Genomic DNA, 20,574 nt, shown 5'->3' with positions numbered 1-20,574 from the left:
GGCGGCGTGCTGGTCGAGGTGCTCAAGGACGTCACCTTCCGTCTCGCCCCGGCCACCAAGGACGACGCCTTGTCGATGCTCGACGGCATCCAGGCCCACGACATGCTGAAGGGCGTCCGTGGCGGGGATCCCGTCAGCCGCGAGGCGTTGGCCGACGTCATCGTCAAGGTATCGCAGCTCGTCAGCGACTTCCCCGAAATCGTCGAACTCGATCTCAATCCGGTGTTCGCCACCAAGAAAGACGCGATCGCGGCCGACGTGCGCATCGTCGTCGACTTCGATTACAAGCCGCGGCCGAAGCCGCGTCCGACCGAGGAAATCGTCAAGGCGATGAACCGCATCATGCAGCCGAAGGCGGTCGCAGTGATCGGCGCCTCCGCCGAGGACGGCAAGATCGGCAACTCGGTGATGAAGAACCTCATCAACGGCGGCTACAAGGGCGAGATCCTGCCGATCCATCCCAAGGCGGACGAGATCCTTGGCTACAAGGCCTATAAGAGCGTCAAGGACGTACCCGGCGTGATCGATGTGGCGGTGTTTGCGATTCCCGCCAAATTCGTCGCGGGCGCGCTCGCCGAATGCGGCGAGAAGAAAATCCCGGGCGCCGTGCTGATTCCGTCGGGCTTTGCCGAAGCCGGCCATCCCGAATTGCAGGCCGAGATCGTCGAGGTCGGCAAGAAATACGACGTTCGCCTGATGGGACCGAATATCTACGGCTTCTACTATACGCCCGCCAGTCTCTGCGCGACCTTCTGCACCGCCTATGACGTCAAGGGTCATGCGGCGCTGTCGTCGCAGTCGGGCGGCATCGGCATGGCGATCATCGGCTTCTCGCGCTCGGCCAAAATGGGCGTCTCCGCGATCGTCGGTCTCGGCAACAAGTCCGACATCGACGAGGACGACTTGCTTGCCTTCTTCGAGCAGGATCCCAACACCAACCTGATCGCGCAGCACTGCGAAGACTTGAAGGACGGCCGCGCGTTCGCCGAAGCCGCCAAACGCGTGTCGAAGAAGAAGCCTGTCGTGGTGCTCAAGGCCGGTCGCACTTCGGCCGGCGCGAAGGCCGCTTCGTCCCACACCGGCGCGCTTGCCGGCAACGACAAGATCTACGAGGACGTGTTCAAGCAGTCCGGCGTGATCCGCGCCCGCAGCTTGCGGCAACTCCTGGATTTTGCGCGCGGCGTACCGGTGCTGCCGACGCCGAAGGGCGAGAACGTCTTGATCATCACGGGCGCAGGCGGCTCCGGTGTGCTGTTGTCGGACGCCGTCGTGGACAACGGCCTGTCGCTGATGCCGATGCCGCCGGATCTGGATGCGGCCTTCCGCAAGTTCATTCCACCGTTCGGCGCCGCCGGCAATCCCGTCGACATCACCGGCGGCGAGCCGCCGATCACCTATGTCAACACCGTCAAGCTCGGCCTGTCGGACGAGCGCATCCACGCGCTGATCCTGGGCTACTGGCACACCATCGTGACGCCGCCGATGGTGTTCGCGCGCAACATGGTCGAGGTGAAGAAGGAGATGGAGGCCAAGGGTTTTGTGAAACCGATCGTGGCGTCGCTCGCCGGCGACGTCGAGGTCGAGGAGGCGGCCGAATATCTCTACCAGCACGGCATCCCGGCTTACGCCTATTCGACCGAGATTCCGGTCGAGGTGCTTGCCGCCAAATACAAATGGGCGCGCGGAGCGGGCCTGCTTTAAGGCCTGTAACGGGATCGACGGCTTGAAAATCCTTGCGGTACTTCACGCCGCGGGGATTTTGTCAGTGCGCCTTGCTGTCAGTGAGCCTTGTTATCAGTGGGCCTTGGCGTGCTGATGCAACTGCATCAGCCGTTCGACAATAACGGCGAGTGCGAAGCCGGCGAGGGCGGCAAGCGCGTCGACAACGAAGTCCTCGAGCCGCGCGTGCCGTCCGGGCACCAAGAGTTGCAGCAGCTCGAGCACGCCGGTCAGAACAACGGTCAGGCTCGCGACCATTGGCCGCTGCCTTGGATAGGCAAGTGCAAAGGCAAGACCGACCAGGACGAAGGCGAGCCCATGCTCGCCAACATGCGTAATGGGGGCATGCGGGCGGTAGGCCGGCGGCCCCAACGTGGCGAAAGTGACGGCGGCGGCGAGCAGCCAGGCGAAAAGCCGCAGGAAGATAGTCATGGTCATGGGACCGCCATAGCACATTTGCCGCCAGGGTGGCCTTACGCTTCGTTCACGATATGCGTGTGGTTAACGCCTTTGGTCACAGCGGCTGCCGCACGCCCATGCCGTGCATAAAGCGTTCCCGGATTTGCACGGGGTCGCGCGGCGTGGTTCCCACGCCCGGCTTGTCGTCGATACGCACGCCGATCAGGGTCGGGGCCGAAGCCGACATCGATTGCTCGATCAGGCGCTCAAAATCCTCCTCATCGGCGGCCCAGGCGCTATTGGCGATGCCGCTTGCGACCGCAACCGCCACGATATCGCTTACCGCCGCGGCCGGCGTCGGCTGCGCGCCGGTGATCTGGTAGATGCCGTTGTCCATCACGACCATCGTGAGATTTCTCGGCGCAAGTGTTGCGATCGTCGAGAGCGAGCCGAGCTGCATCAACAGCGAACCGTCGCCTTCGAGCGCGAACACGCGCCGCTTCGGCTGCGCCAGCGCAACGCCGAGCGCGATCGGGAAGGCGAGCCCCATGCTGCCCAGCATGTAGAAGTTCTGCGGACGGTGGCCGGCGGCCCACAGATCGAAATTGGTGTTGCCGATGCCGCCGATCACGGCCTCTTCGTTCTTGAGCTTGCCGATGAGGCGCGAGGTGATGTCGAAGCGGTTCATCACCTTGGTGTTGCGGGCAGGGGGGTTGCCTGTTGCGTTCATGGCGGCACTCACTTGTCGAACACCTTGCCGCCGGTCAGGAGCGGCGACAGGATCAGCGCCACCGGCGCTTGCGTGGTGATGGCTTGCTTGATCGAGCGGTCGACGATGAACTCGAACTCGTCGAGCCGGGTCACCGTATGATGCTCCATCGCCAGCGAGTCCAGCACAGGCCGCATGGTGCGGCAGACGAGCGACTGGCCGTAATTGAACTCGCCCAGCGTGCCGCGCTCGGACACGAACATGATGAGCGGGATCTGGTAGGGGATCGCGAGCGAGGCCAGCACGTTGGCAAGCGTCGCAAAGCCCGAGGTCTGCATCAGCACCGCGCCCTTCATGCCGCCCATCCAGGCGCCAGAGACGATGCCGACGGCCTCTTCCTCGCGCGCGGTCGGGAAGGTCGTGAAGAAAGGATCGGCGTGCAGGCTCTTGATCAGCGTCGTCAGCACGCGATCGGGGACATAGGGGACGAGCCGGATTTCGTTGCGCTTCAAGGTCTCAAGCACGATGCCGTGCCAGCTTTGCTCCTGCGCAGCCTGTGGCGAAATTCTTTGCTCCGCGACTGCCATCGCGTACTCCCTCATCCTTGCGACCATCGTTGAAGCCGGCCGTGCCTGGGCGCAACTTGACGCAGCGAGCGGGATTGTCAACATGCCGCGGAAAGGATGTGGTCTGCATTTCGAAGGCGTGCGAAGCCGTTCGTCCCTGTGCAATAAGAAAATTCCGCCGCCCGATGCCGGGCATCTCTTCTAGCTTTTTCAACAATCGACGCCGGATCCGGCAACGCGCGAGCGCATCCTGGGCGCCAATCCGGCAAAGCTCCACGGATTCTGAAAACTGAAAGCCGATCGATGACTGTCAACAACAAGCGCGTGTTCTACGTCAAATATCTCGCCCACCCAATCTACGCCGATATCCTCAAAACGCGCTCCGACGTGCGGTTGGACCGGCTTGAGAACGAAAGCCCGGAAAACGATTTCGCGCCGGTTCTCTCCTCCGCGCATGCCTATCAGATTGGCGCTGCGCGCGACGAGCTCGCGCCGCATTTCCATGTGCATGACGAGTTCCTCAAGCACACGCCGAACCTCTTGATCGTCTCGAGCAACGGCGCGGGCTTTGATCCCGTCGACGTCGACGCCTGCACCAGGGCAGGCGTACTTGTCGTCAACCAGTCCGGCGGCAACGCCTACTCGGTCGCCGAACATGCGCTTGGCATGCTGCTCACGCTGTCGAAGCGCATCATCGAGGCCGATCGTGCACTGCGCCGCGAGCGCGACGTCAACCGCAACGCGCTGATGGGCACGGAAGCGCAGGGCCGCACCATCGGCATCGTCGGCATCGGCAATGTCGGCCGCCGCATCGCCGAGCTGTGCAGCGGCCTGCTCGGCATGAAGGTGCTGGCCTATGATCCCTATCTGTCGGCGTCCGAGATCGAAGCGCGCGGCGCGGAGAAGGTCGAGCTTGACGATCTCCTGCGTCGCTCCGACTACGTCTCGATCAATTGCCCGCTGACGAAGGAGAGCCGCGGCATGATCGGCGCGAAGCAATTTGCGCTGATGCAGCCGCACGCCTATTTCATCACGACCGCGCGCGGCTTCATCCATGACGAAAACGCGCTGTTGGACGCACTGCGTGCGAAGACGATCGCGGGCGCCGGTCTCGATGTCTGGTCCAAGGAGCCGCCGGCGCCGGAGCATCCGTTGCTGCAGCTCGACAACGTGCTGGCGAGCCCGCATACGGCTGGTGTCACCCGCGAGGCGCGCGAGAACATGGGCCGGATCGCGGCCGAGCAGCTCCTCACCGCGCTCGACGGCAAGAGGCCGCCGCGCATCATCAATCCCGAGGTCTGGCCGCATTACAGCGAGCGTTTCGCACGGACTTTTGGCGTTGCCCCGAAATAGGACGGTCCTTGCGGAGAAAAATTTCTCCGCTGCTCCTTCTTCGAACGCAACAAAGCCACTGCCACTCGAACCGCGGATGGCAGTCCATTGCTATTTTTGCAGATGTCTCGACAGTCGGGTTGCGAGCGACCATTTTCCCTTGTGCGCCATAGCCTTAAGGGCGGTTCCGCCGCCGGCGCAGAAGGATTTTTGCAATGGAACGGGTTCGCTCATTGCTCCGCTCGACGCCGAAGCTCCGCCGGCGCATCGCCGAGCTCGTGGCGATTGCGGCCGCGAGCCTGCCCGACGCGGGCGCCTAAAGACTCTCGCAGAAGTACGGCATCTATTGGGGCCGGCGCAGCATCGCCGACCTGGAGCTTTGTGGCGCGGCGCCCGGATATCGGTCGCGCTGATGGATCAGCACGACGGCAATACGCTCGCGCAAATTACGCACATTCAATCTCCGCAAGGTTCGCGCTTGCCTGCACTCGCTGGCGCTGTGGTGGCGGCGTCGTGGGGCCCCCGCGCGTGAATTAAACTTGACTCCGGATCGGCTCCGATCAACTTTCCTCCCAGATTGTGGCGCCTGATCTCGATCAGCAAGGCTGGCGCCAGACCGGCCATGATAGGGAAAAGATACTGCCCATTCAGCGGGGAGGGTTCCATGTCAAGGTACGTTGTCCTGTTCAAGAAAGACGTGCTCGGCGGCAATGGCCGCCAGATCGAAATCTGCCAGAGTTCCCTCGAAATCGACGCGTTGAACGAGAACCAGGCTACCGAATTGGCCAAGAAGAAGTTCTGCGAAAGCGAGCGGCTGTGCGAGTGGTCGCTGCACGCCGATCGGGTCGAAGTCAGGGCAGCCTAGGCTGGACGCCGCGCCAGCGGCACGCATTTGAGCGAGAAGCGGGCGCCCTTGGGTTTGCGGTTTTCCACGGTCACATCGGCGGCGTGCAGCTCCGCAATCCGTTGCACGATCGAAAGCCCGAGCCCCGTGCTGCCATGCTTGCGGCGATCGCGCCTCCAGAAGCGGCGGAAGATCAGGTTCCGCTCGTCCTCGCCGATGCCGGGGCCTTGATCGAGCACGCTGACCGTGCCGTTTTCCTCGACGACGAACTCGACCGTTGATCCCGCCGCCGTGTGATTGATGGCGTTTTCGGCGAGGTTGAGGATGGCGCGGCCGAGCATTTCCGGATTGCCCCTGACCCAGACCGGTTGCTCCGGACCCGACAGCGCGACGTCCTTGCCCTGGGCCAGCGCGAGCGGCGCCACGAATTCGGCGACTTCGGTCGCCACTGCGTGAAGGTCGGCCTTCTGCTCGGGATCGATGACGAGCGTGTCGAGTTCGGCGATGTCCAGAAGCTGGCCGATGATGTGGGCCATGCCGTCGACGTTATGGAGCAGCGCCTGGCGCATGCCCTGATCTTCCAGCAGATCGATGCGCGTTCTCAGCACCGTCAGCGGCGTGCGCAGCTCATGGGCAGCGTCCGCCGTGAAGTCGCGCTGGATGCGGAATCCTTCCTCGAGCCGGTCGAGGCCCTGGTTGACCGCCGACACGAGCGGGCGCACCTCGCGCGGCATTTCACCGGTCGGCAGCCGCACGCCCGGCTTCGACGGCCCAATGTGCTCGGCAATTTCGCTCGCCTCGCGCAGTGGCCGCAGCGCACGGCGGAAGATCGCGATATCGGCCATCAGGAGAACGAGCAGGATCGGCAGCGTGATCCAGCCGACACTCCGATAGAAGTCGGCGACGATATCGTCGGTCAACACGTCGCGGTTGGCGAGATCCTCGCCGGCCTGGATCCAGACAGTGTGGCCATCGATGGTGCGCCTGACGCTGGCGCCCGACATGGTGGCGCCGCCGCGCCGCTGCTGCAGGAACGCGGTGCTCGCCCCGCGCGGATCGGCGGGAAACAGGGCAGCGTGATCCTCTCGCGACGAAAACAGCACGGTGCCGCGATCATCGACGACGGCATAGGCATAGCGGCCATAGGGCTGCGAGTAGAGGCCGACGAGATCGAGAGGAAGATAAAGCTTCAGTTTGCCGTCGGGGAAGGCGCTCAGATGATCGCCGACGGCCATGGCCTGCTCTTGCATCGACTTGTTGTGGATATTGTCGGTCGCATAGGAGAGCAGCCAGGACAATGCGAGCGACATCAGGATCGAGGTGATCGCCACCGCGACCACATGCAGAAAAACGATGCGCGAGATGACCGACTGGAATCTCGGCACGTTATTTTTCCTCCGCAATGAGGTAGCCCACGCCGCGAATGGTGTGCACCTGAACCCTGGCGCCGCGCTCGGAGAGTTGTTTGCGCAGGCGGTGCACGTAAACCTCGACCGCGTTCGAGGCGACCTCGCCGGAATGTCCGAAGATGTGATCCTCGACCTGCTTCTTGGACACGACGCGTCCCTTGCTGCGCATCAGCAACTCGAGCACCGCGGTTTCGCGCGCCGACAAGACCTGCGGCTCGTCATCGATCGAGGCCTGCCGGTTCTGCGTGTCGAAGGCGAGGTTGGCGATGCGCAGGCTCGAGCCGAGCAACTGGCCCGGGCGCCGCAATTGCGCCTCCAGCCGCGCGATCAATTCCTCCAGCGCAAACGGCTTCACCAGATAGTCGTCGGCGCCCCTGCGCAGGCCCTGCACGCGGTCGTTCAGGCCGCCGCGCGCCGTCAGCACCAGCACCGGCATAGGATTGCCGCGCTGCCTGAGCTCGCGTAACAGCTCGAGCCCGTCGCCGTCGGGCAGGCCGAGGTCCAGAATCAGGGCGGCGTAGAACGTCGTGGTGAGAACCGCGCGCGCTTCTTCGACCGTCGACAATACGTCGGCCTGGTAGCCGGCCGTCTTCAGCCCCTTGGCCAGGAGGTCTGCGAGCTCTTCATTGTCTTCCACGATCAACAACCGCATCTGGCAGTGCTCCACCCGGCGAGACCGGGATCGAATCGCCCCCCTTCGCTCGGCTCGATCAAGCAGCGCGAACCTCGCCACGCGGGGACTGTGCAAAAGATATTAACTCTCAACACGTTGAAAGGCGAAAAAATGTTAAGGCTCAAAGCCTTGAAAGCCGGTCTGTAAGGTGTGCGTAAGCGCGATGAATTAGGTTTCGCCGCGTGGAACGACCAGCTTGACTAACAGCGCAATTTGCGGCTTTCGAGCGCTGTTTGCCGGCGGAACGATAAGATAACAGGGTGAATATCTTGCTGAATGCGTCGAGGCGCTCACGATGGGTGCTTGTCATCGTGGTGGCGGTGGCCGGTGCTGCGCTGATCTGGGGCAGGGACCTTATCGGTCTTGCCGACGGTCAGACCAGCCGGAAAGCGCTTACGACGGCGAGCACCGATCGGTCTGCCGACACTAGTGGTGGCAGTGGCGGCGCCGCCGCCGAGCAGTCGCTCGATCTGTCCGAGAAGCAGACGACAGCGCTCAAGGTCGGCCCACTCGGCACGCATGAATTCCAAATCCAGAAGACGGCTGTCGGCGCCGTCGACTTCAACGAGAACATGCTGGTTCAGGTCTTTTCCCAGTATCCAGGCAAGATCCTGAAGGCGTTCTACAATGTCGGCGACGATGTGAAGCAGGGCGATATCCTGTTCACGATCGACAGTCCCGATCTTCTGCAGGCGGAATCGACATTGCTCGCCTCGGAGGGCGTGCTCGAATTGCAGAAGAAGACGCTGGCGCGCGCGACGGGATTGCTGAAGCAAGGCGGGATGGCGCAGAAGGACGTCGATCAGGCGACGTCGGATGAGCAGACGGCGGAAGGCAACTTCAAGGCCGCCCAGAATGCCGTGCGCATCTTCGGCAAGACCGATGCCGAAATCGAGCAGATCCTGATCAACCGCAAGGTCGATTCCACGCTGGTGGTCAAGAGCCCGATCACGGGACGTGTCGTTGCGCGCAATGCCGCGCCGGGATTCCTGACGCAGCCCGGCAACGCGCCGGCGCCGTTCTCGGTCGTCGACATCTCGACGATGTGGATGATCGCCAACGTCATCGAGACGGACGCTCCGGCCTACAAGCTCGGGCAGGAAGTGCAGATGACCGTGCCGGCTTACCCCGACAAGGTCTTCACCGGCCATGTGACGAATCTGGGGTCGACGATCGATCCGAACTCGCACCGCCAGCTTGTGCGCTCCGTGATCGATGATCCCGAGCATCTCCTGCGCTCGGGGATGTATGCGAGCTTTGTTGTCCGCGTGGGCGACCCCGTCACCTCGTTGGCAGTGCCGGCCGACGGCGTGGTCCGCGAAGGCGACGGCACGATGACGGTGTGGGTCACAACCGACCGCCGCCACTTCGTCAAGCGAACCGTGACCACCGGCCTCAGGCAGGACGGCTGGGTGCAGATTCTCGACGGCCTTCAAGCGGGTGAAACCGTCGTCACCGAGGGCGCGGTGTACCTGAGCAACAAGCTGCTGCTGGGCGAAGCAGGCTAAGCCGCAATCGTGCCGATTGAAAAGAACGACGACAGGTACGGCAGGTTCTCTTGATCAAGTCTCTCCTTGTATTCGGTTTGACGCGCAGCGCGATCATCGTGCTCGGCATCCTGGTATTTTGCGCGGCGGGGCTGATCGCGTTCACCAAGCTCAACGTCGAGGCTTACCCCAATCCCGCGCCGGTGATCCTCGAAATCACCGCCCAGGCCCCCGGCCTTTCCGCTGAGGAGATGGAGAAATACTACACGATCCCGATGGAGGTCGGGCTCTACCCGACGCCGGGCGTGGTCAATATCCGCTCCACTTCCTTTTATGGCCTGTCGTTCGTCCGCGTCACCTTCGCCTATGGCGTCGACTATTACTTCGCGCTCTCGCAGGCCCAGGTCATGCTGACGCAGAACGTCACGCTGCCGCAAAACCAGATTCCTCAGATCCAGCAATCGAGTCTGGTCGGCGAAATCTATCGCTACCAGATCGTGGGGCCACCGCATTTCGGCCTGACCAATCTCCGAACCGTGCAGGACTACATCGTGACACGGCGCCTGCTCACCGTCCCGGGCGTGGTGCAGATCAACTCCTGGGGCGGAACGACCAAGCAGTTCAACGTCGACGCCGACCTGGAAAAGCTGGAGGCCTACAATATCACGGTGCCGCAGCTCATTTCCGCGCTCGGCAACGCCAATATCAATGTCGGCGGCCGCGAGATCCAGATCGGGCAGCAATCGGTCAACATTCGTGGCATCGGGCTCGTCGACTCCGGCGGCGCCGACGACGTGACCAAGGGTTACAAGATCCGGGACATCGAGAACGTCGTATTGACCCAGTCGAACGGCCTTCCGATCCAGATCAAGGAGGTCGCAAAGGTCTCCGTCGGCTATGTGCCGCGGCTTGGCATAGCCGGAAGGGATCACCAAGACGATATCGCCGCGGCGATCGTCGTGATGGGGCGCACGCAGCACACCAACGACGTCATTCCCAAGGTTGAGGCGGAAGTCAAAAAGCTCAACAGCGATGGCAGCCTGCCGCCGGGCGTGAAGATCGTTCCCTATTACGATCGGACCTCGCTCGTCGGCGTGACGACGCACACCGTCCTGCACAACCTCATCTTCGGCTGCCTCCTCGTCTTCTTCATCCAGTGGGTGTTCCTCGGTGACCTCAGGAGCGCCATCATCGTCGGCATCAACATTCCCTTTGCGCTGTTCTTTGCCATCATCATCCTTGTGTTGCGCGGCGAAGACGCCAACCTCTTGTCTCTCGGTGCGGTCGATTTCGGCATTATTGTCGACTCCGCCGTCATCATGATGGAGAACATCTACCGGAATTTCCAAGCCAGCGCGGAGGAGCGCACCAGCCTGCTGCAGCGCCTCGCCGATGGCTATTGGGGACCGGACCCGACGTCGTCGAGCTCGCCTGGCGGTGGAGGGCAGCCCTGGCCCGAGCGGCTGCGCATGATCCTGGTCAGCGCGCTGCAGGTCGACAGGGCGGTGTTCTTCACCGCCGCGATCACGGTGACCGCATTCATTCCGCTATTTACGATGCAGGGCGTCGAGGGACAGATCTTCGGGCCGATGGCGCGCACCTACGGCTATGCGCTTGCCGGCGCTCTGCTTGCGACCTTTACGGTGACGCCGGTGCTCGCACGCTTGTTGCTTCCCCAGCACATCCAGGAGGTCGAGACCATTTTTGTGCGTGCCTTGCGCGCGAGCTATACGCCGGTCCTGAGATGGGCGCTCAGCAAGCTCAAATGGGCCGTGGTCCTGGGCGTGGTGTTTCTCGGCCTGAGCCTTCTTGCCGCCTCTCGGCTCGGCAGCGAATTCCTGCCGGCGTTGGAGGAGGGCAATTTCTGGATCAGGGCATCGATGCCGCCGACGATGTCGCTGGAAGCCGGAACCGAGCCGACCCGCAAGATGCGCGAGATCCTGCTGCGGCATCCCGAGGTCATCACCGTGGTGTCGCAACACGGTCGGCCGGACAATGGCAGCGATGCATCACCCTTCTCGAATGTCGAGCTGTTTGCTCCCTTGAAGCCGTTCGATGAATGGCCCGCGGGGCTCACCAAGGAGAAATTGACGGAGGAGCTGCAGAAGGAATTCGAGGAGGAGCTGCCCGGCATTAACTTCAACTTCTCCCAATATATCCAGGACAATGTCGAGGAAGCGCTGTCGGGCGTGAAGGGCGCCAACTCGGTCAAGATCGTCGGCCCGAATCTCGAGGTGCTGGAGAAACTCGGCGCGCAGGTGATGGCGGAGATGGCGAAGGTGAAGGGGGTCGAGGACCTCGGCATCTTCCACCTCATGGGACAGCCCAATCTCAACATCAAGATCGATCGCGAGAAGGCCGCTCGCTACGGGCTCAACACCGGGGACGTCAATACCGTGCTGCAAGCTGCGCTTGGCGGCACCAATGCGACGACCGTCCTCGAGGGCGACCGCACGTTTGCGCTCGCTGTGCGTCTCCTGCCGAAGTATCGCCAGAGCATCGATGCAATCCGCAACCTCAAGGTCGCCTTCAACACGCCGGGACCCGGTAACGGCTACGTCCCGCTCAGCGAGATCGCGGACATCTCGCTCGATACCGGTGCTTCCTTCATCTACCGCGAGCGCAGCCAGCGCTATATCCCGATCAAGTTCAGCGTGCGCGGGCGCGATCTCGGCAGCACGGTCGCGGAGGCGCAGGAGCGGATCGCCAGCGCGGTCAAGCTGCCGAACGGCTATCATATCCTTTGGTCAGGCGAGTTCGAGGATCTGCAAAAGGCCAAGCACCGGCTCTTGATCGTGATCCCGATAACGCTTCTGTTGATCCTTGTGCTGCTTTACGGCCTGTTCAACTCGATGCGCGACAGCCTGCTGGCGCTCGCCGGCATTCCGTTCTCTGTTGGGGGCGGCATCATCGCGCTCTACCTTGCCGGCCTTGATTTCAGCGTCTCGGCCGCCATTGGGTTCATCTCGTTGTTCGGCGTTGCCGTCATGGACGGTATTCTCAACATCACCTATTTCCGCGAGCTTCGCGCCAGGGGCATGGACGTGGCTGAAGCGGTGTTCCGCGGCGCCGAGCAGCGCATGCGGCCGATGCTGATGACGGCGCTGTCGGCCGGTGTCGGCCTGTTCCCGGCGGCGATCTCGCATGGTATCGGCAGCCAGGTGCAGCGACCGCTGGCAACGGTGGTCGTTGGCGGCATGTTCATAGGGCCCTTATTGTTGCTGGTCGTTGCCCCGGCGCTACGGCGGATTTTCCTGGCGAGGGATACAACACCAGCCATGGCATCTTCCGGACCGCCGGATGAAGCGGCGACCGATACGGACGCGATTTGATCAACGGGGGTGATGGACTCGTGCGTGTGAAGCGGATGGGGCGCACTGTTTCGCGGGGGTCGCTTGTGGCACCGCGTCGGGGGTCTTCCGGGAGGACGACCCGCGCCGCCGCATGGACGTTCACGGCTCTCCTGGCGCTGGCCTTAGCGGGCTGCGTCGGGCCGAACTTCGTGCCGCCGCCGGCGCCGGATGCCAAAGGCTACCTGCCGGGCCATCTTGCGGACGCCAGCGGCGGAGCCGGCGAAGGCTCCCCCGTCGCCTCCCAGCATTTTGTCAACGGCGCAGCCGTCTCGGCGCGCTGGTGGGCGGCGTTCAGCAACCAGCCGCTCAACGATCTGATCCGCCAATCGGTCGAGCAGAATCCGACCCTCCAGTCGGCCGAAGCCGCCATCAAGATCGCAAACTACAATGCGCTGGCCCAACGCGGCATCTGGTTGCCGCAAGTCACCGGCAACTCGACGAGCTCCGAAATTCTCAATTCCAATGCCGGGACCGTGTTCGGCGTCCCGCTGGACTCGGTGGATCAAACCCGGTTCTCGCTGGTCACCCATCAGCTCACGGTCAGCTTCATACCGGACATCTGGGGCGGCAATTTCCGCGCGGTCGAGAATCTCGATGCCGTGACCGAGCAGAACGTGTTCCAGCTCGAGGCGGCCTACCTCACGCTGACGGGCAATGTCGTCACCGCCGCGATCCAGGAGGCCTCGCTGCGCGGACAGATCGCCGCGACCGAGCGCGTCATCGCGATCGAGCGCCGCCTGCTCGGCATTCTGAAAGACCAGGAGAAGGCCGGTCAAGCCGCGCGCGCCGATGTGCTGGCGCAGGAAGCGCAGCTTGCCGCGGCCGAGCAATTGCTGCCGCCCCTCGCCAAGCAATTGGGGGTGCAGCGCGATCTCCTGACCGCGCTCGTCGGCCAGCTTCCCGCCGACGAGATCATGCAGAAGTTCGATCTCGCCCATCTCAAGCTGCCAACCAACCTGCCGGTCAGCCTGCCGGGCAAGCTGGTCGATCAGCGGCCGGACGTACGCGCCGCGGAAGCCGCCATGCACGCGGCAAGCGCCCAGATCGGCGTCGCGATCGCAGCGCGCCTGCCGAACGTCTTGATCTCGGCCAATGGTGGAACGTCCGCCTACAATTATGCCCAGGCCTTTACCCCGGGAACCGGGTTCTACACGATCGCGGCGGGCGTCACCGCGCCGATCTTCGACGGCTTCACCCTCTACAACAAGCAGAAGGCGGCGGAAGCCGCCCTCAAACAGGCGGAAGCCGTCTATCGCCTGGCCGTCATCACCGCGTTCCAGAACGTGGCCGACGCGCTTCGCTCGCTGCAAGCGGATGCGCGGGCCCTGAAGGCGGCTGTCCATGCGGAAGAGACCGCGAAAGCAAGTCTCGATATCGTCGAGCAGCAGCTAAAGCAGGGGCAGGTCAGCCAGGTGCAAGTCTTCAATGCGCAGCAGACCTATCTCAACGCTCTCGTGACAAAGGTGCAGGCGGAAGCCAATCGCCTCTCGGACACGGCGGCCTTGTTTGTGGCGCTAGGCGGCGGTTGGCCGACATCATGCAGGAGCCCGGTGTGGCGCCAATGCGCGCTGGGCGAAGCTTCGGTCACGCCACAACCCGTGGCTCCGCTCACGCTTCAACCGAGGACGTAAGCGGTCCGATAAGCCTACCAGACGACGATGGTGCAAAGCACTGCCAATGGCACCAGCACGGCTCCAAGATAAAGCCAGTTCCTATAGGCCTCGGTATCCTTTGGCAGAATAAAGAGATTGATGACGCACCATACGCAGACCGCAAAGCCCAGCATGATCCGAACCAGATCGCTTGGCGTATCGAGCAGTGTTGAGAGTCGCTCCATTTGGGGGCTGGCGACGATGGCGGTCAGCACAGCAAGCAGGAGGATAACGATTGTGCGAGCGACCAGGCCGGCCGTTCTGACAAAGGAAAACGAGCCTGGCTTCAAGCCCCTTCCTGCTTCCGTGGGCATTGCCTGCTTCCGATCTGCGCAAACCCGTGCGCTGGCCAAAATAGCAATTCGTACCCGGCGAACAGCAAGAAAATAAGCCGATCGCGTGGTGGCCACAAGAGACGAACTGGCGAAATTCCAAGTGGTTGTCCTGCTATCTTTCGTAGGGGGCCGCCGCCGAATCGCTTTCGGACCGCTGTGGCGCGCGAAACATCCGAAAGTCGATACGATGGTCCGCGGCTCGCGCGGCGCGACTCAAGCGATGGATGACCAGTGAGCACGCAGCGCGCTGTGGTTAAAAAATCGAAAGCGAAGGGATATGAAATTTCCAGATCGGCGCGGATGTTTGTTGTAGGATTTCCGCGAGCGGGCAGCAGGCAGGAGACTCTGGTGAAGCGTTCGATCGTTGCCGTGATGATGCTGGCCGGCGTGGTGGTTCCGGGCGCAGCGAAGGCGGGACAGGTTTACCGCAGCGCCATGCAGTCCTGCCTTGTCGAGGTGCTCTATTCCGAGGAGCTGCCGGTCGGGCTCGCCTTCCACCACACTTACCGCGCCACCTTGCGCGTCACACCGGCGGGTGGTCAGCCGTTTGTGACAACGGTTGAGCGAGAGATCCCATGGCAGGCGCCGCCGCCACGTCAAGGCCAGCGGCTCAGGATGGCCTGCGACCCGGCCTTGTTGGAGTCATCCTTCCGCCTGTTCTGAACGCGACAAGCCGCGTGGGCGGGCCTCGCCGGAGGCAGACGCGGTTTGTCGTCCTCCCGGCGTGCCGTCTCAATCGTGCTCGTAGCCGTAGACTTCCGGCAGGATGAAGATCGCGGCGAGAAGCCCGATCAGCGGGAAGATCGCAACGAACAGCGTGGCATTGGCCTGTCCGATCGCCGCGAACAGCGAGGGGAACAGGAAGATCGCAAGGAACGACGGCAGCTTCACGAACATGTAGGCAAAGCCGCTCGCCGTTCCCCGATATTCCGGCTTCGCCACCATGGTCGGAATGGTCATGCAGTTCGAGGCGTCCCAGTAGTGCCCCCACAACATGGCGGCCGCGGCAAACGGCAGGACATATTTGTGACCGGTGTAGAGCGCGGCCGCCGCGATCAGGAGCGACACCAGCACGATGGCAAAGCCGGCGATGCCGATGCCGCGATGGCCGATCTTTGGCGTCAGCAGCGGTCCGACCCAGCCCGACACCGCGGCGATAGAGAACAGCGCCATGGTCACGAGATTGTTGCCGAGCACACTCGCCACGCCGACCATTGCAAACAGCACCGGCAGGTAGAACGCGAAGGTCGAGAACTCGCTCGCCTGGGCAAAGCAGGCGATCCAGCCGTAGAGCGTGGCGCGCCAGCGGACCGGATCGGTGCGCAGATCGGCGAGGAAGGCGCTCGTCCGCGCCTTCGGCAAGGTAACGTCGTGGTCCGGCAGCATGTCGAGCGGGTCGTTATACATCTGCCGCGCCACCTGCTTGGCCTCGCGGAAGCGGCCCTGCTGCACCAGCCATACCGCGGTCTCCGGCACGTCGTGACGCATGATCAGGATGATGAGAGCGGGCAAGGCGCCGAGGCCGAGCGTGATGCGCCAGACGATCTCGTGGTTGAGATTGGCGATCAGGAAGATCGCGATCACCGCCAGCGTCAGCACCTCGCCGACCGCGAACATGAATTGCCAGCGATTGCCCATCACTTCGCGATCGCCCTTGGCCATCGACTCCATGATGTAGGTGTAGCCGGTCGAGATATCGCTGCCGAGCGGAATGCCGAGCAGGAAGCGGATGATGATGAGCGAGGTCACGCCAGGCACAAAGGCCTGGGCCAGCGCCAGCACGATGAACATGATCATCGTTGCGAGAAACATCACGCGCCGGCCGATCTTGTCGGAAAGCCAGCCGCCGATCAGCGCGCCGATCATGGCGCCGCCCTGTGTGCCCGCGGCCGCGAGCCCGAGCATGAACGGATCGGGTTGGTACTGATCATGGATGAAGATCAGGACAAAGGCGATGGAGTAGAGGTCCCAGGCCTCGACCAGGATCGAGGCCATCATCAGCCAGCCGACCTTGTTGCCCTTGGGGCTGTAGTTCTGGATCAGATGGCGAACCGCGCCTTGCATGATTGCCTGCTGCTGCGGCAGGCTTGCTGCTGTTGACATGTTTTTTCCCCGTATCGCTCTTGTCGTGTTTACGTTCCCGGCAACGGCTCGATGCTGCAATCGAGCAGGCCTGGGTCAATTCCGGATTCCATCGCCTCGAACATCTGATCCATGAAGTCGATCAGCGCGTCGCTGGCGGCAACCGCGCTCTCGAGGCGACGGTTGGCCACCGCATGGAGGATCGCCAGGTGGGCGTTGATGGTGCCGGCGAGATCGGTGTGTCCGGGCAGATGCTGGTGGAAGATGTAGCCGATCCGGCGGTAGATGGTGTGAAGGGGCCGCAGCGTATGCGCCAGGAAGGGCTCGCCCGCGGCTTCCAGGATCAGCGCATCGATCCGGCGGTCGAGCTTATTGAAGTCGTCGATCGAGAGCGTATCGTGCCGCTCGCGCAGCACGCGCTCGATATGGAGGGCCTGGTTGCGGTGGGAGAGGCTGGCGCGCTCGGCCGCAAGGCGAATGACGAAGCGCTCCATGTCGCGGCGAAGCGCAAGCAATAGTCGCTCACGCGCGAGATCGATCGGGGCGATCTGCAGGCCATGGCGCGGGTGGATGATGATCAGCGTGTCCGCGGCGAAGCGGTTGACGGCGGCATGCACCGGGGTGCGGCCGAAGCCGGTCAGGTGCTGCAATTCCTGCACGGTGAGCGCACGGCCGGGTTTCAGCTCGCAATTGACCAGCAGGTCCTCGATCCTCTGGTAGGCGAGCTCGAAGAAGTTGACGCGGTTCTGCCGCGCGGGCGCGCCGCCTTTGTCCGGATGCACGACTTCGAGTGCGTTCTTGCGCCGAGCCAATGAGGTTTCCTCCGGCCGCATCTGAAAAGCGCAGCCCTGACCTCACAATAAACATATTGTGATATATTACAAGGGTCGTTATGACTTTGCACTTGCGTCGGCCGAAAACGGCCGCGATTAGAACAGCTTAAGGTGCTGGGAGGAGGTTAAGCGTGAAGATCAAGTCGATCGAGACTCTGCGCACCGACGAATTCGCCAATGTGCTGTGGGTGCGTCTGCATACCGATGCCGGCCTGATCGGGCTCGGCGAGACTTTTTATGGGGCGGGCGCGGTCGAAGCCCAGATCCACGACACCTTCGCCGCGCGCCTGCTCGACCGCGATCCCCTGCGGATCGAGGCGATCCACCGCGACCTCCTCAATCTGCCGATGGCGCAATCCTCGACCGGCGTCGAATACCGCGCTGCATCCGCGATCGACATCGCGCTATGGGATCTGTTCGGCAAGGTCTGCGGTCAACCCGTGCACCAGATGCTCGGCGGACTCTGCCGCGACAAGCAGCGCATCTACAACACCTGCGCCGGCACCAGATATGTGCGCTCCACCAACATCCGCCCGGTTTCGAACTGGAGCCTCGGCGAAAGTGAAGGTCCCTACGAGGATCTCGACGGCTTCATGAACCGCGCCGATGCGCTCGCCGAAAGCCTGCTCGAGAGCGGCGTCTCCGCGATGAAGATCTGGCCGTTCGATCCGCCGGCGCAGGAGAACCAGGGCCTTTTCATCACCGCCGAGCAGATGAAAAAGGCGGTCGCGCCATTCGAGAAGATCCGCAAGGCCGTCGGCGACAGGATGGAGATCATGGTCGAGTTTCACTCGCTGTGGAATCTGCCGGCCGCCAAGCAGATCGCGCGCGTGCTGGAAGCCTACGGGCCGACCTGGTACGAAGACCCGATCCGCATGAACTCGCCGCAGGCGCTCGCCGAGTATGCGCGCTCGACGGACGTGTGGGTGTGCGCCAGCGAGACGCTCGGCTCGCGCTATCCCTATAAGGACATGCTCGATCGCGACGCCATGCATGTGGTGATGGCCGATCTCTGCTGGACCGGCGGGCTCACCGAGGGGCGCAAGATCGCGGCCATGGCCGAGACCTATCACCGCCCGTTCGCGCCGCATGATTGCATCGGGCCGGTCGGCTTCGTCGCCGCCATCCACATGTCGTTCAGCCAGCCCAACACGCTGATCCAGGAATCGGTGCGCGCCTTCTACAAGGGCTGGTACAACGAGCTTGTCACGACGATGCCAGTGATCAAGGATGGCTATGTCTATCCGATGGAGGGAGCGGGCCTCGGCGTCGATCTTAAGCCGGCGGTGTTCTCCCGCTCCGATCTCACCGTGCGCCGCACCAACGCCTGAAGGAATTGAAATGTCGACCAGTCTGTTCGATCTGTCGGGCCGTACCGCGCTCGTGACCGGCTCCTCGCGCGGGCTCGGCCGCGGCATTGCCGAGGGCATGGCGAAGGCCGGCGCGCGGCTGGTCATCAACGGCACCGATCCCGCGCGCGTCGAGGCGGCAGTCAAGGAGATGCGCGCCGCGGGATTGAGCGCGGAAGGCTCGGCCTTCGACGTCACCGATGAGGCCGCCATCGTCGGCGCCTTCGAGAGCTTCGACCGGGCAGGCATTGCGATCGACATTCTCGTCAACAATGCCGGCATCCAGCGGCGCAAGCCGCTGGTCGAGTTCACCACCGAGGAGTGGCGCAAGGTGATCGAGACCAATCTCACCAGCGCCTTCGTGATCGGCCGCGAGGCGGCCAAGCGCATGATTGCGCGCGGGCGCGGCAAGATCATCAATATCGGATCGCTCGGAAGCGAGCTCGCGCGGGCAACCGTCGGGCCCTACACCGCGGCCAAGGGCGGCATCAAGACGCTGACGCGGTCGATGGCAGTGGAATGGGCGGCGAGCGGAATCCAGGCCAATGCGATCGGCCCCGGCTACATGGCGACCGACATGAACCAGGCGCTGATTCAAAATCCCGACTTCAATTCCTGGCTGATGTCGCGCATTCCGTCAAAGCGCTGGGGACGTCCCGACGAGCTGGTGGGCGCGGCGATCTTCCTCGCGTCATCGGCGTCCGATTACGTCAACGGCCAGATCGTCTATGTCGATGGAGGGATGCTGGCCGCGATGTGATCGCAGCCGGCGGGAGGACCAATCATGCGCGCAGTCGTTATTCATGCTCCGAAGGACTTGCGGATCGACAATTTCCCTGATCCCGCGCCGGCCGCCGGCGAAGTACGCGTGAAAATCGCGGCCGGCGGCATCTGCGGCTCGGACCTGCATTATTATCACCATGGCGGCTTCGGCACCGTGCGCATCAAGGAGCCGATGGCGCTGGGCCATGAGATTGCCGGTGTGGTCGAAGCCGTCGGCAGCGGTGTTGCGCATCTTTCGGCGGGCGCGCGCGTCGCAGTCAATCCGAGCCGGCCCTGCGGGACCTGTATCCATTGCCAGGAAGGCATGCGCAACCAATGCCTCGACATGCGCTTCATGGGCAGCGCGATGCGCAATCCCCACGTGCAGGGCGGCTTTCGCGAGCACGTGACGGTCGAGGCCGCGCAGGCGATCCCGATTGCCGAAAAACTCTCGCTGGCCGAAGCGGCGATGGCCGAGCCACTCGCGGTGTGCCTGCATGCTGCGAACCAGGCCGGGCCGCTGATGGGCAAGCGGGTGCTGGTGACGGGCTGCGGCCCGATCGGTGCGCTGATGGTGGTGGTCGCGCGCTACGCGGGCGCGGCGGAGATCGTGGTGACCGATGTTGCGGATGCACCGCTTGCGGTAGCGCGCAAGCTTGGCGCGAGCCACGCCATCAATGTCGCCACGCATGCCTCTAACCTCGATCCCTGGCGTGCCGGCAAGGGAGTGTTCGACGTGCTGTTCGAGGCGTCCGGCAATCAGGCCGCGCTGCGGCTCGCGTTCGATCTGCTGCGCCCCGGCGCTGTCATCGTGCAGGTCGGCCTCGGCGGCGAGATGACGCTGCCGGTCAACGCGATCGTGACCAAGGAACTCAAGCTCCGCGGCACCTTCCGCTTCGATCCCGAATTCGAGCTGGCGCTGCGGCTGATGGGCGAGGGCCGGCTTGACGTCAAGCCACTGATCTCGGCGTCGCTGCCGTTCGAGCAGGCGGTCGAAGCCTTCGAGCTCGCAACCGACCGTTCGAAGTCGATGAAGGTCCAATTGACGTTCTAGTTGTCGAAGGCGCGCT

General features: G+C 63.2%; 18 protein-coding genes. 10 read left to right on the top strand and 8 right to left on the bottom strand.

The window, feature by feature from the left end; translation table 11 throughout:
- Positions 1-1,701 (top strand): acetate--CoA ligase family protein (locus tag VKR55_RS05880; protein ID WP_324400679.1); only part of this gene is annotated, 1,701 nt, incomplete at its 5' end.
- Positions 1,702-1,794: 93 nt separating this feature from the next.
- Here the strand turns inward: VKR55_RS05880 and VKR55_RS05875 are convergent.
- The 3 genes from VKR55_RS05875 to VKR55_RS05865 all read right to left on the bottom strand — a co-directional run bounded on the left by VKR55_RS05875 (position 1,795) and on the right by VKR55_RS05865 (position 3,414).
- On the bottom strand, positions 1,795-2,151 hold the full coding sequence (locus VKR55_RS05875; protein ID WP_324400683.1) for a VanZ family protein: 357 nt from the start codon (positions 2,149-2,151) through the stop codon (positions 1,795-1,797).
- Positions 2,152-2,233: 82 nt separating this feature from the next.
- On the bottom strand, positions 2,234-2,848 hold the full coding sequence (locus tag VKR55_RS05870) for a thiamine pyrophosphate-dependent enzyme (RefSeq protein WP_324400677.1): 615 nt from the start codon (positions 2,846-2,848) through the stop codon (positions 2,234-2,236).
- Positions 2,849-2,856: 8 nt separating this feature from the next.
- Positions 2,857-3,414, bottom strand: coding sequence for a decarboxylase (locus VKR55_RS05865; protein ID WP_324400675.1), 558 nt, complete (start codon positions 3,412-3,414; stop codon positions 2,857-2,859).
- Between the two features lie 282 nt (positions 3,415-3,696).
- Here VKR55_RS05865 and VKR55_RS05860 point away from each other — a divergent pair, with 282 nt between their 5' ends.
- Both VKR55_RS05860 and VKR55_RS05855 read left to right on the top strand, forming a co-directional pair.
- Complete coding sequence (locus VKR55_RS05860) at positions 3,697-4,746, top strand: hydroxyacid dehydrogenase (RefSeq protein ID WP_324400673.1); 1,050 nt, start codon at positions 3,697-3,699, stop codon at positions 4,744-4,746.
- A gap of 643 nt (positions 4,747-5,389) precedes the next feature.
- Positions 5,390-5,590, top strand: coding sequence for a hypothetical protein (locus VKR55_RS05855; protein ID WP_324400671.1), 201 nt, complete (start codon positions 5,390-5,392; stop codon positions 5,588-5,590).
- Here VKR55_RS05855 and VKR55_RS05850 read toward each other — a convergent pair.
- Both VKR55_RS05850 and VKR55_RS05845 read right to left on the bottom strand, forming a co-directional pair.
- Positions 5,587-6,954 carry a sensor histidine kinase gene (locus tag VKR55_RS05850; protein WP_324400669.1) on the bottom strand — a complete coding sequence of 456 codons (1,368 nt, stop codon included), beginning with the start codon at positions 6,952-6,954 and terminating at the stop codon, positions 5,587-5,589. The two genes, VKR55_RS05855 and VKR55_RS05850, sit on opposite strands and share 4 nt — an antisense overlap.
- Before the next feature lies 1 nt (position 6,955).
- Positions 6,956-7,630 carry a response regulator transcription factor gene (locus VKR55_RS05845; protein WP_324400668.1) on the bottom strand — a complete coding sequence of 225 codons (675 nt, stop codon included), beginning with the start codon at positions 7,628-7,630 and terminating at the stop codon, positions 6,956-6,958.
- Positions 7,631-7,911: 281 nt separating this feature from the next.
- Between VKR55_RS05845 and VKR55_RS05840 the strand changes: the two genes are divergently transcribed.
- From VKR55_RS05840 to VKR55_RS05830, 3 genes are all read left to right on the top strand, one after another.
- Positions 7,912-9,159, top strand: a complete 1,248-nt coding sequence (locus VKR55_RS05840; protein WP_324400666.1) for an efflux RND transporter periplasmic adaptor subunit — start codon at positions 7,912-7,914, stop codon at positions 9,157-9,159.
- A 50-nt stretch (positions 9,160-9,209) separates the two neighbouring features.
- A complete protein-coding gene (locus tag VKR55_RS05835) occupies positions 9,210-12,470 on the top strand; it encodes an efflux RND transporter permease subunit (RefSeq protein WP_324400663.1) in 3,261 nt (1,086 codons plus the stop codon).
- Between the two features lie 65 nt (positions 12,471-12,535).
- Positions 12,536-14,122 (top strand): efflux transporter outer membrane subunit, encoded by a 1,587-nt coding sequence (locus tag VKR55_RS05830; RefSeq protein ID WP_324400661.1) that lies wholly within the window; start codon positions 12,536-12,538, stop codon positions 14,120-14,122.
- A gap of 14 nt (positions 14,123-14,136) precedes the next feature.
- Here VKR55_RS05830 and VKR55_RS05825 read toward each other — a convergent pair whose 3' ends face one another.
- Positions 14,137-14,457 (bottom strand): hypothetical protein, encoded by a 321-nt coding sequence (locus VKR55_RS05825; protein ID WP_324400659.1) that lies wholly within the window; start codon positions 14,455-14,457, stop codon positions 14,137-14,139.
- A 369-nt stretch (positions 14,458-14,826) separates the two neighbouring features.
- Between VKR55_RS05825 and VKR55_RS05820 the strand changes: the two genes are divergently transcribed.
- The gene (locus tag VKR55_RS05820; protein ID WP_324400657.1) at positions 14,827-15,141 is read left to right on the top strand and encodes a hypothetical protein; all 315 of its coding nucleotides are present in this window, start codon (positions 14,827-14,829) and stop codon (positions 15,139-15,141) included.
- Between the two features lie 69 nt (positions 15,142-15,210).
- Here the strand turns inward: VKR55_RS05820 and VKR55_RS05815 are convergent, their stop codons facing one another.
- Positions 15,211-16,581, bottom strand: coding sequence for an MFS transporter (locus VKR55_RS05815; RefSeq protein WP_324400655.1), 1,371 nt, complete (start codon positions 16,579-16,581; stop codon positions 15,211-15,213).
- A 29-nt stretch (positions 16,582-16,610) separates the two neighbouring features.
- Positions 16,611-17,372 (bottom strand): GntR family transcriptional regulator, encoded by a 762-nt coding sequence (locus tag VKR55_RS05810; protein WP_324400652.1) that lies wholly within the window; start codon positions 17,370-17,372, stop codon positions 16,611-16,613.
- A gap of 152 nt (positions 17,373-17,524) precedes the next feature.
- On the opposite strand from VKR55_RS05810, the gene VKR55_RS05805 reads away from it, so the two are divergent.
- Genes VKR55_RS05805 through VKR55_RS05795 form a run of 3 tightly spaced genes read left to right on the top strand, consistent with a single transcriptional unit; the run spans position 17,525 to position 20,558 of the window.
- The gene (locus VKR55_RS05805; protein WP_324400650.1) at positions 17,525-18,724 is read left to right on the top strand and encodes a mandelate racemase/muconate lactonizing enzyme family protein; all 1,200 of its coding nucleotides are present in this window, start codon (positions 17,525-17,527) and stop codon (positions 18,722-18,724) included.
- Between the two features lie 10 nt (positions 18,725-18,734).
- On the top strand, positions 18,735-19,502 hold the full coding sequence (locus tag VKR55_RS05800; protein WP_324400648.1) for an SDR family oxidoreductase: 768 nt from the start codon (positions 18,735-18,737) through the stop codon (positions 19,500-19,502).
- Positions 19,503-19,526: 24 nt separating this feature from the next.
- Positions 19,527-20,558: an L-idonate 5-dehydrogenase gene (locus VKR55_RS05795; RefSeq protein WP_324400646.1), complete on the top strand. Its 1,032-nt coding sequence runs from the start codon at positions 19,527-19,529 to the stop codon at positions 20,556-20,558.
- Positions 20,559-20,574: the final 16 nt, after the last annotated feature.

This window comes from Bradyrhizobium sp., from assembly GCF_035309285.1.
GTDB lineage: Bacteria > Pseudomonadota > Alphaproteobacteria > Rhizobiales > Xanthobacteraceae > Bradyrhizobium.
The sequence above is the reverse complement of the archived record's forward strand: the minus strand, read 5'-3'. Positions and strand labels throughout refer to the sequence as shown.

Bases quoted from the DNA above. Each gene is read 5' to 3' on its own strand.
- VKR55_RS05875 (WP_324400683.1), bottom strand. From the start codon at position 2,151: ATGACTATCTTCCTGCGGCTTTTCGCCTGGCTGCTCGCCGCCGCCGTC.
- VKR55_RS05870 (WP_324400677.1), bottom strand. From the start codon at position 2,848: ATGAACGCAACAGGCAACCCCCCTGCCCGCAACACCAAGGTGATGAAC.
- VKR55_RS05865 (WP_324400675.1), bottom strand. From the start codon at position 3,414: ATGGCAGTCGCGGAGCAAAGAATTTCGCCACAGGCTGCGCAGGAGCAA.
- VKR55_RS05860 (WP_324400673.1), top strand. From the start codon at position 3,697: ATGACTGTCAACAACAAGCGCGTGTTCTACGTCAAATATCTCGCCCAC.
- VKR55_RS05855 (WP_324400671.1), top strand. From the start codon at position 5,390: ATGTCAAGGTACGTTGTCCTGTTCAAGAAAGACGTGCTCGGCGGCAAT.
- VKR55_RS05845 (WP_324400668.1), bottom strand. From the start codon at position 7,630: ATGCGGTTGTTGATCGTGGAAGACAATGAAGAGCTCGCAGACCTCCTG.
- VKR55_RS05825 (WP_324400659.1), bottom strand. From the start codon at position 14,457: ATGCCCACGGAAGCAGGAAGGGGCTTGAAGCCAGGCTCGTTTTCCTTT.
- VKR55_RS05815 (WP_324400655.1), bottom strand. From the start codon at position 16,581: ATGTCAACAGCAGCAAGCCTGCCGCAGCAGCAGGCAATCATGCAAGGC.
- VKR55_RS05800 (WP_324400648.1), top strand. From the start codon at position 18,735: ATGTCGACCAGTCTGTTCGATCTGTCGGGCCGTACCGCGCTCGTGACC.
- VKR55_RS05795 (WP_324400646.1), top strand. From the start codon at position 19,527: ATGCGCGCAGTCGTTATTCATGCTCCGAAGGACTTGCGGATCGACAAT.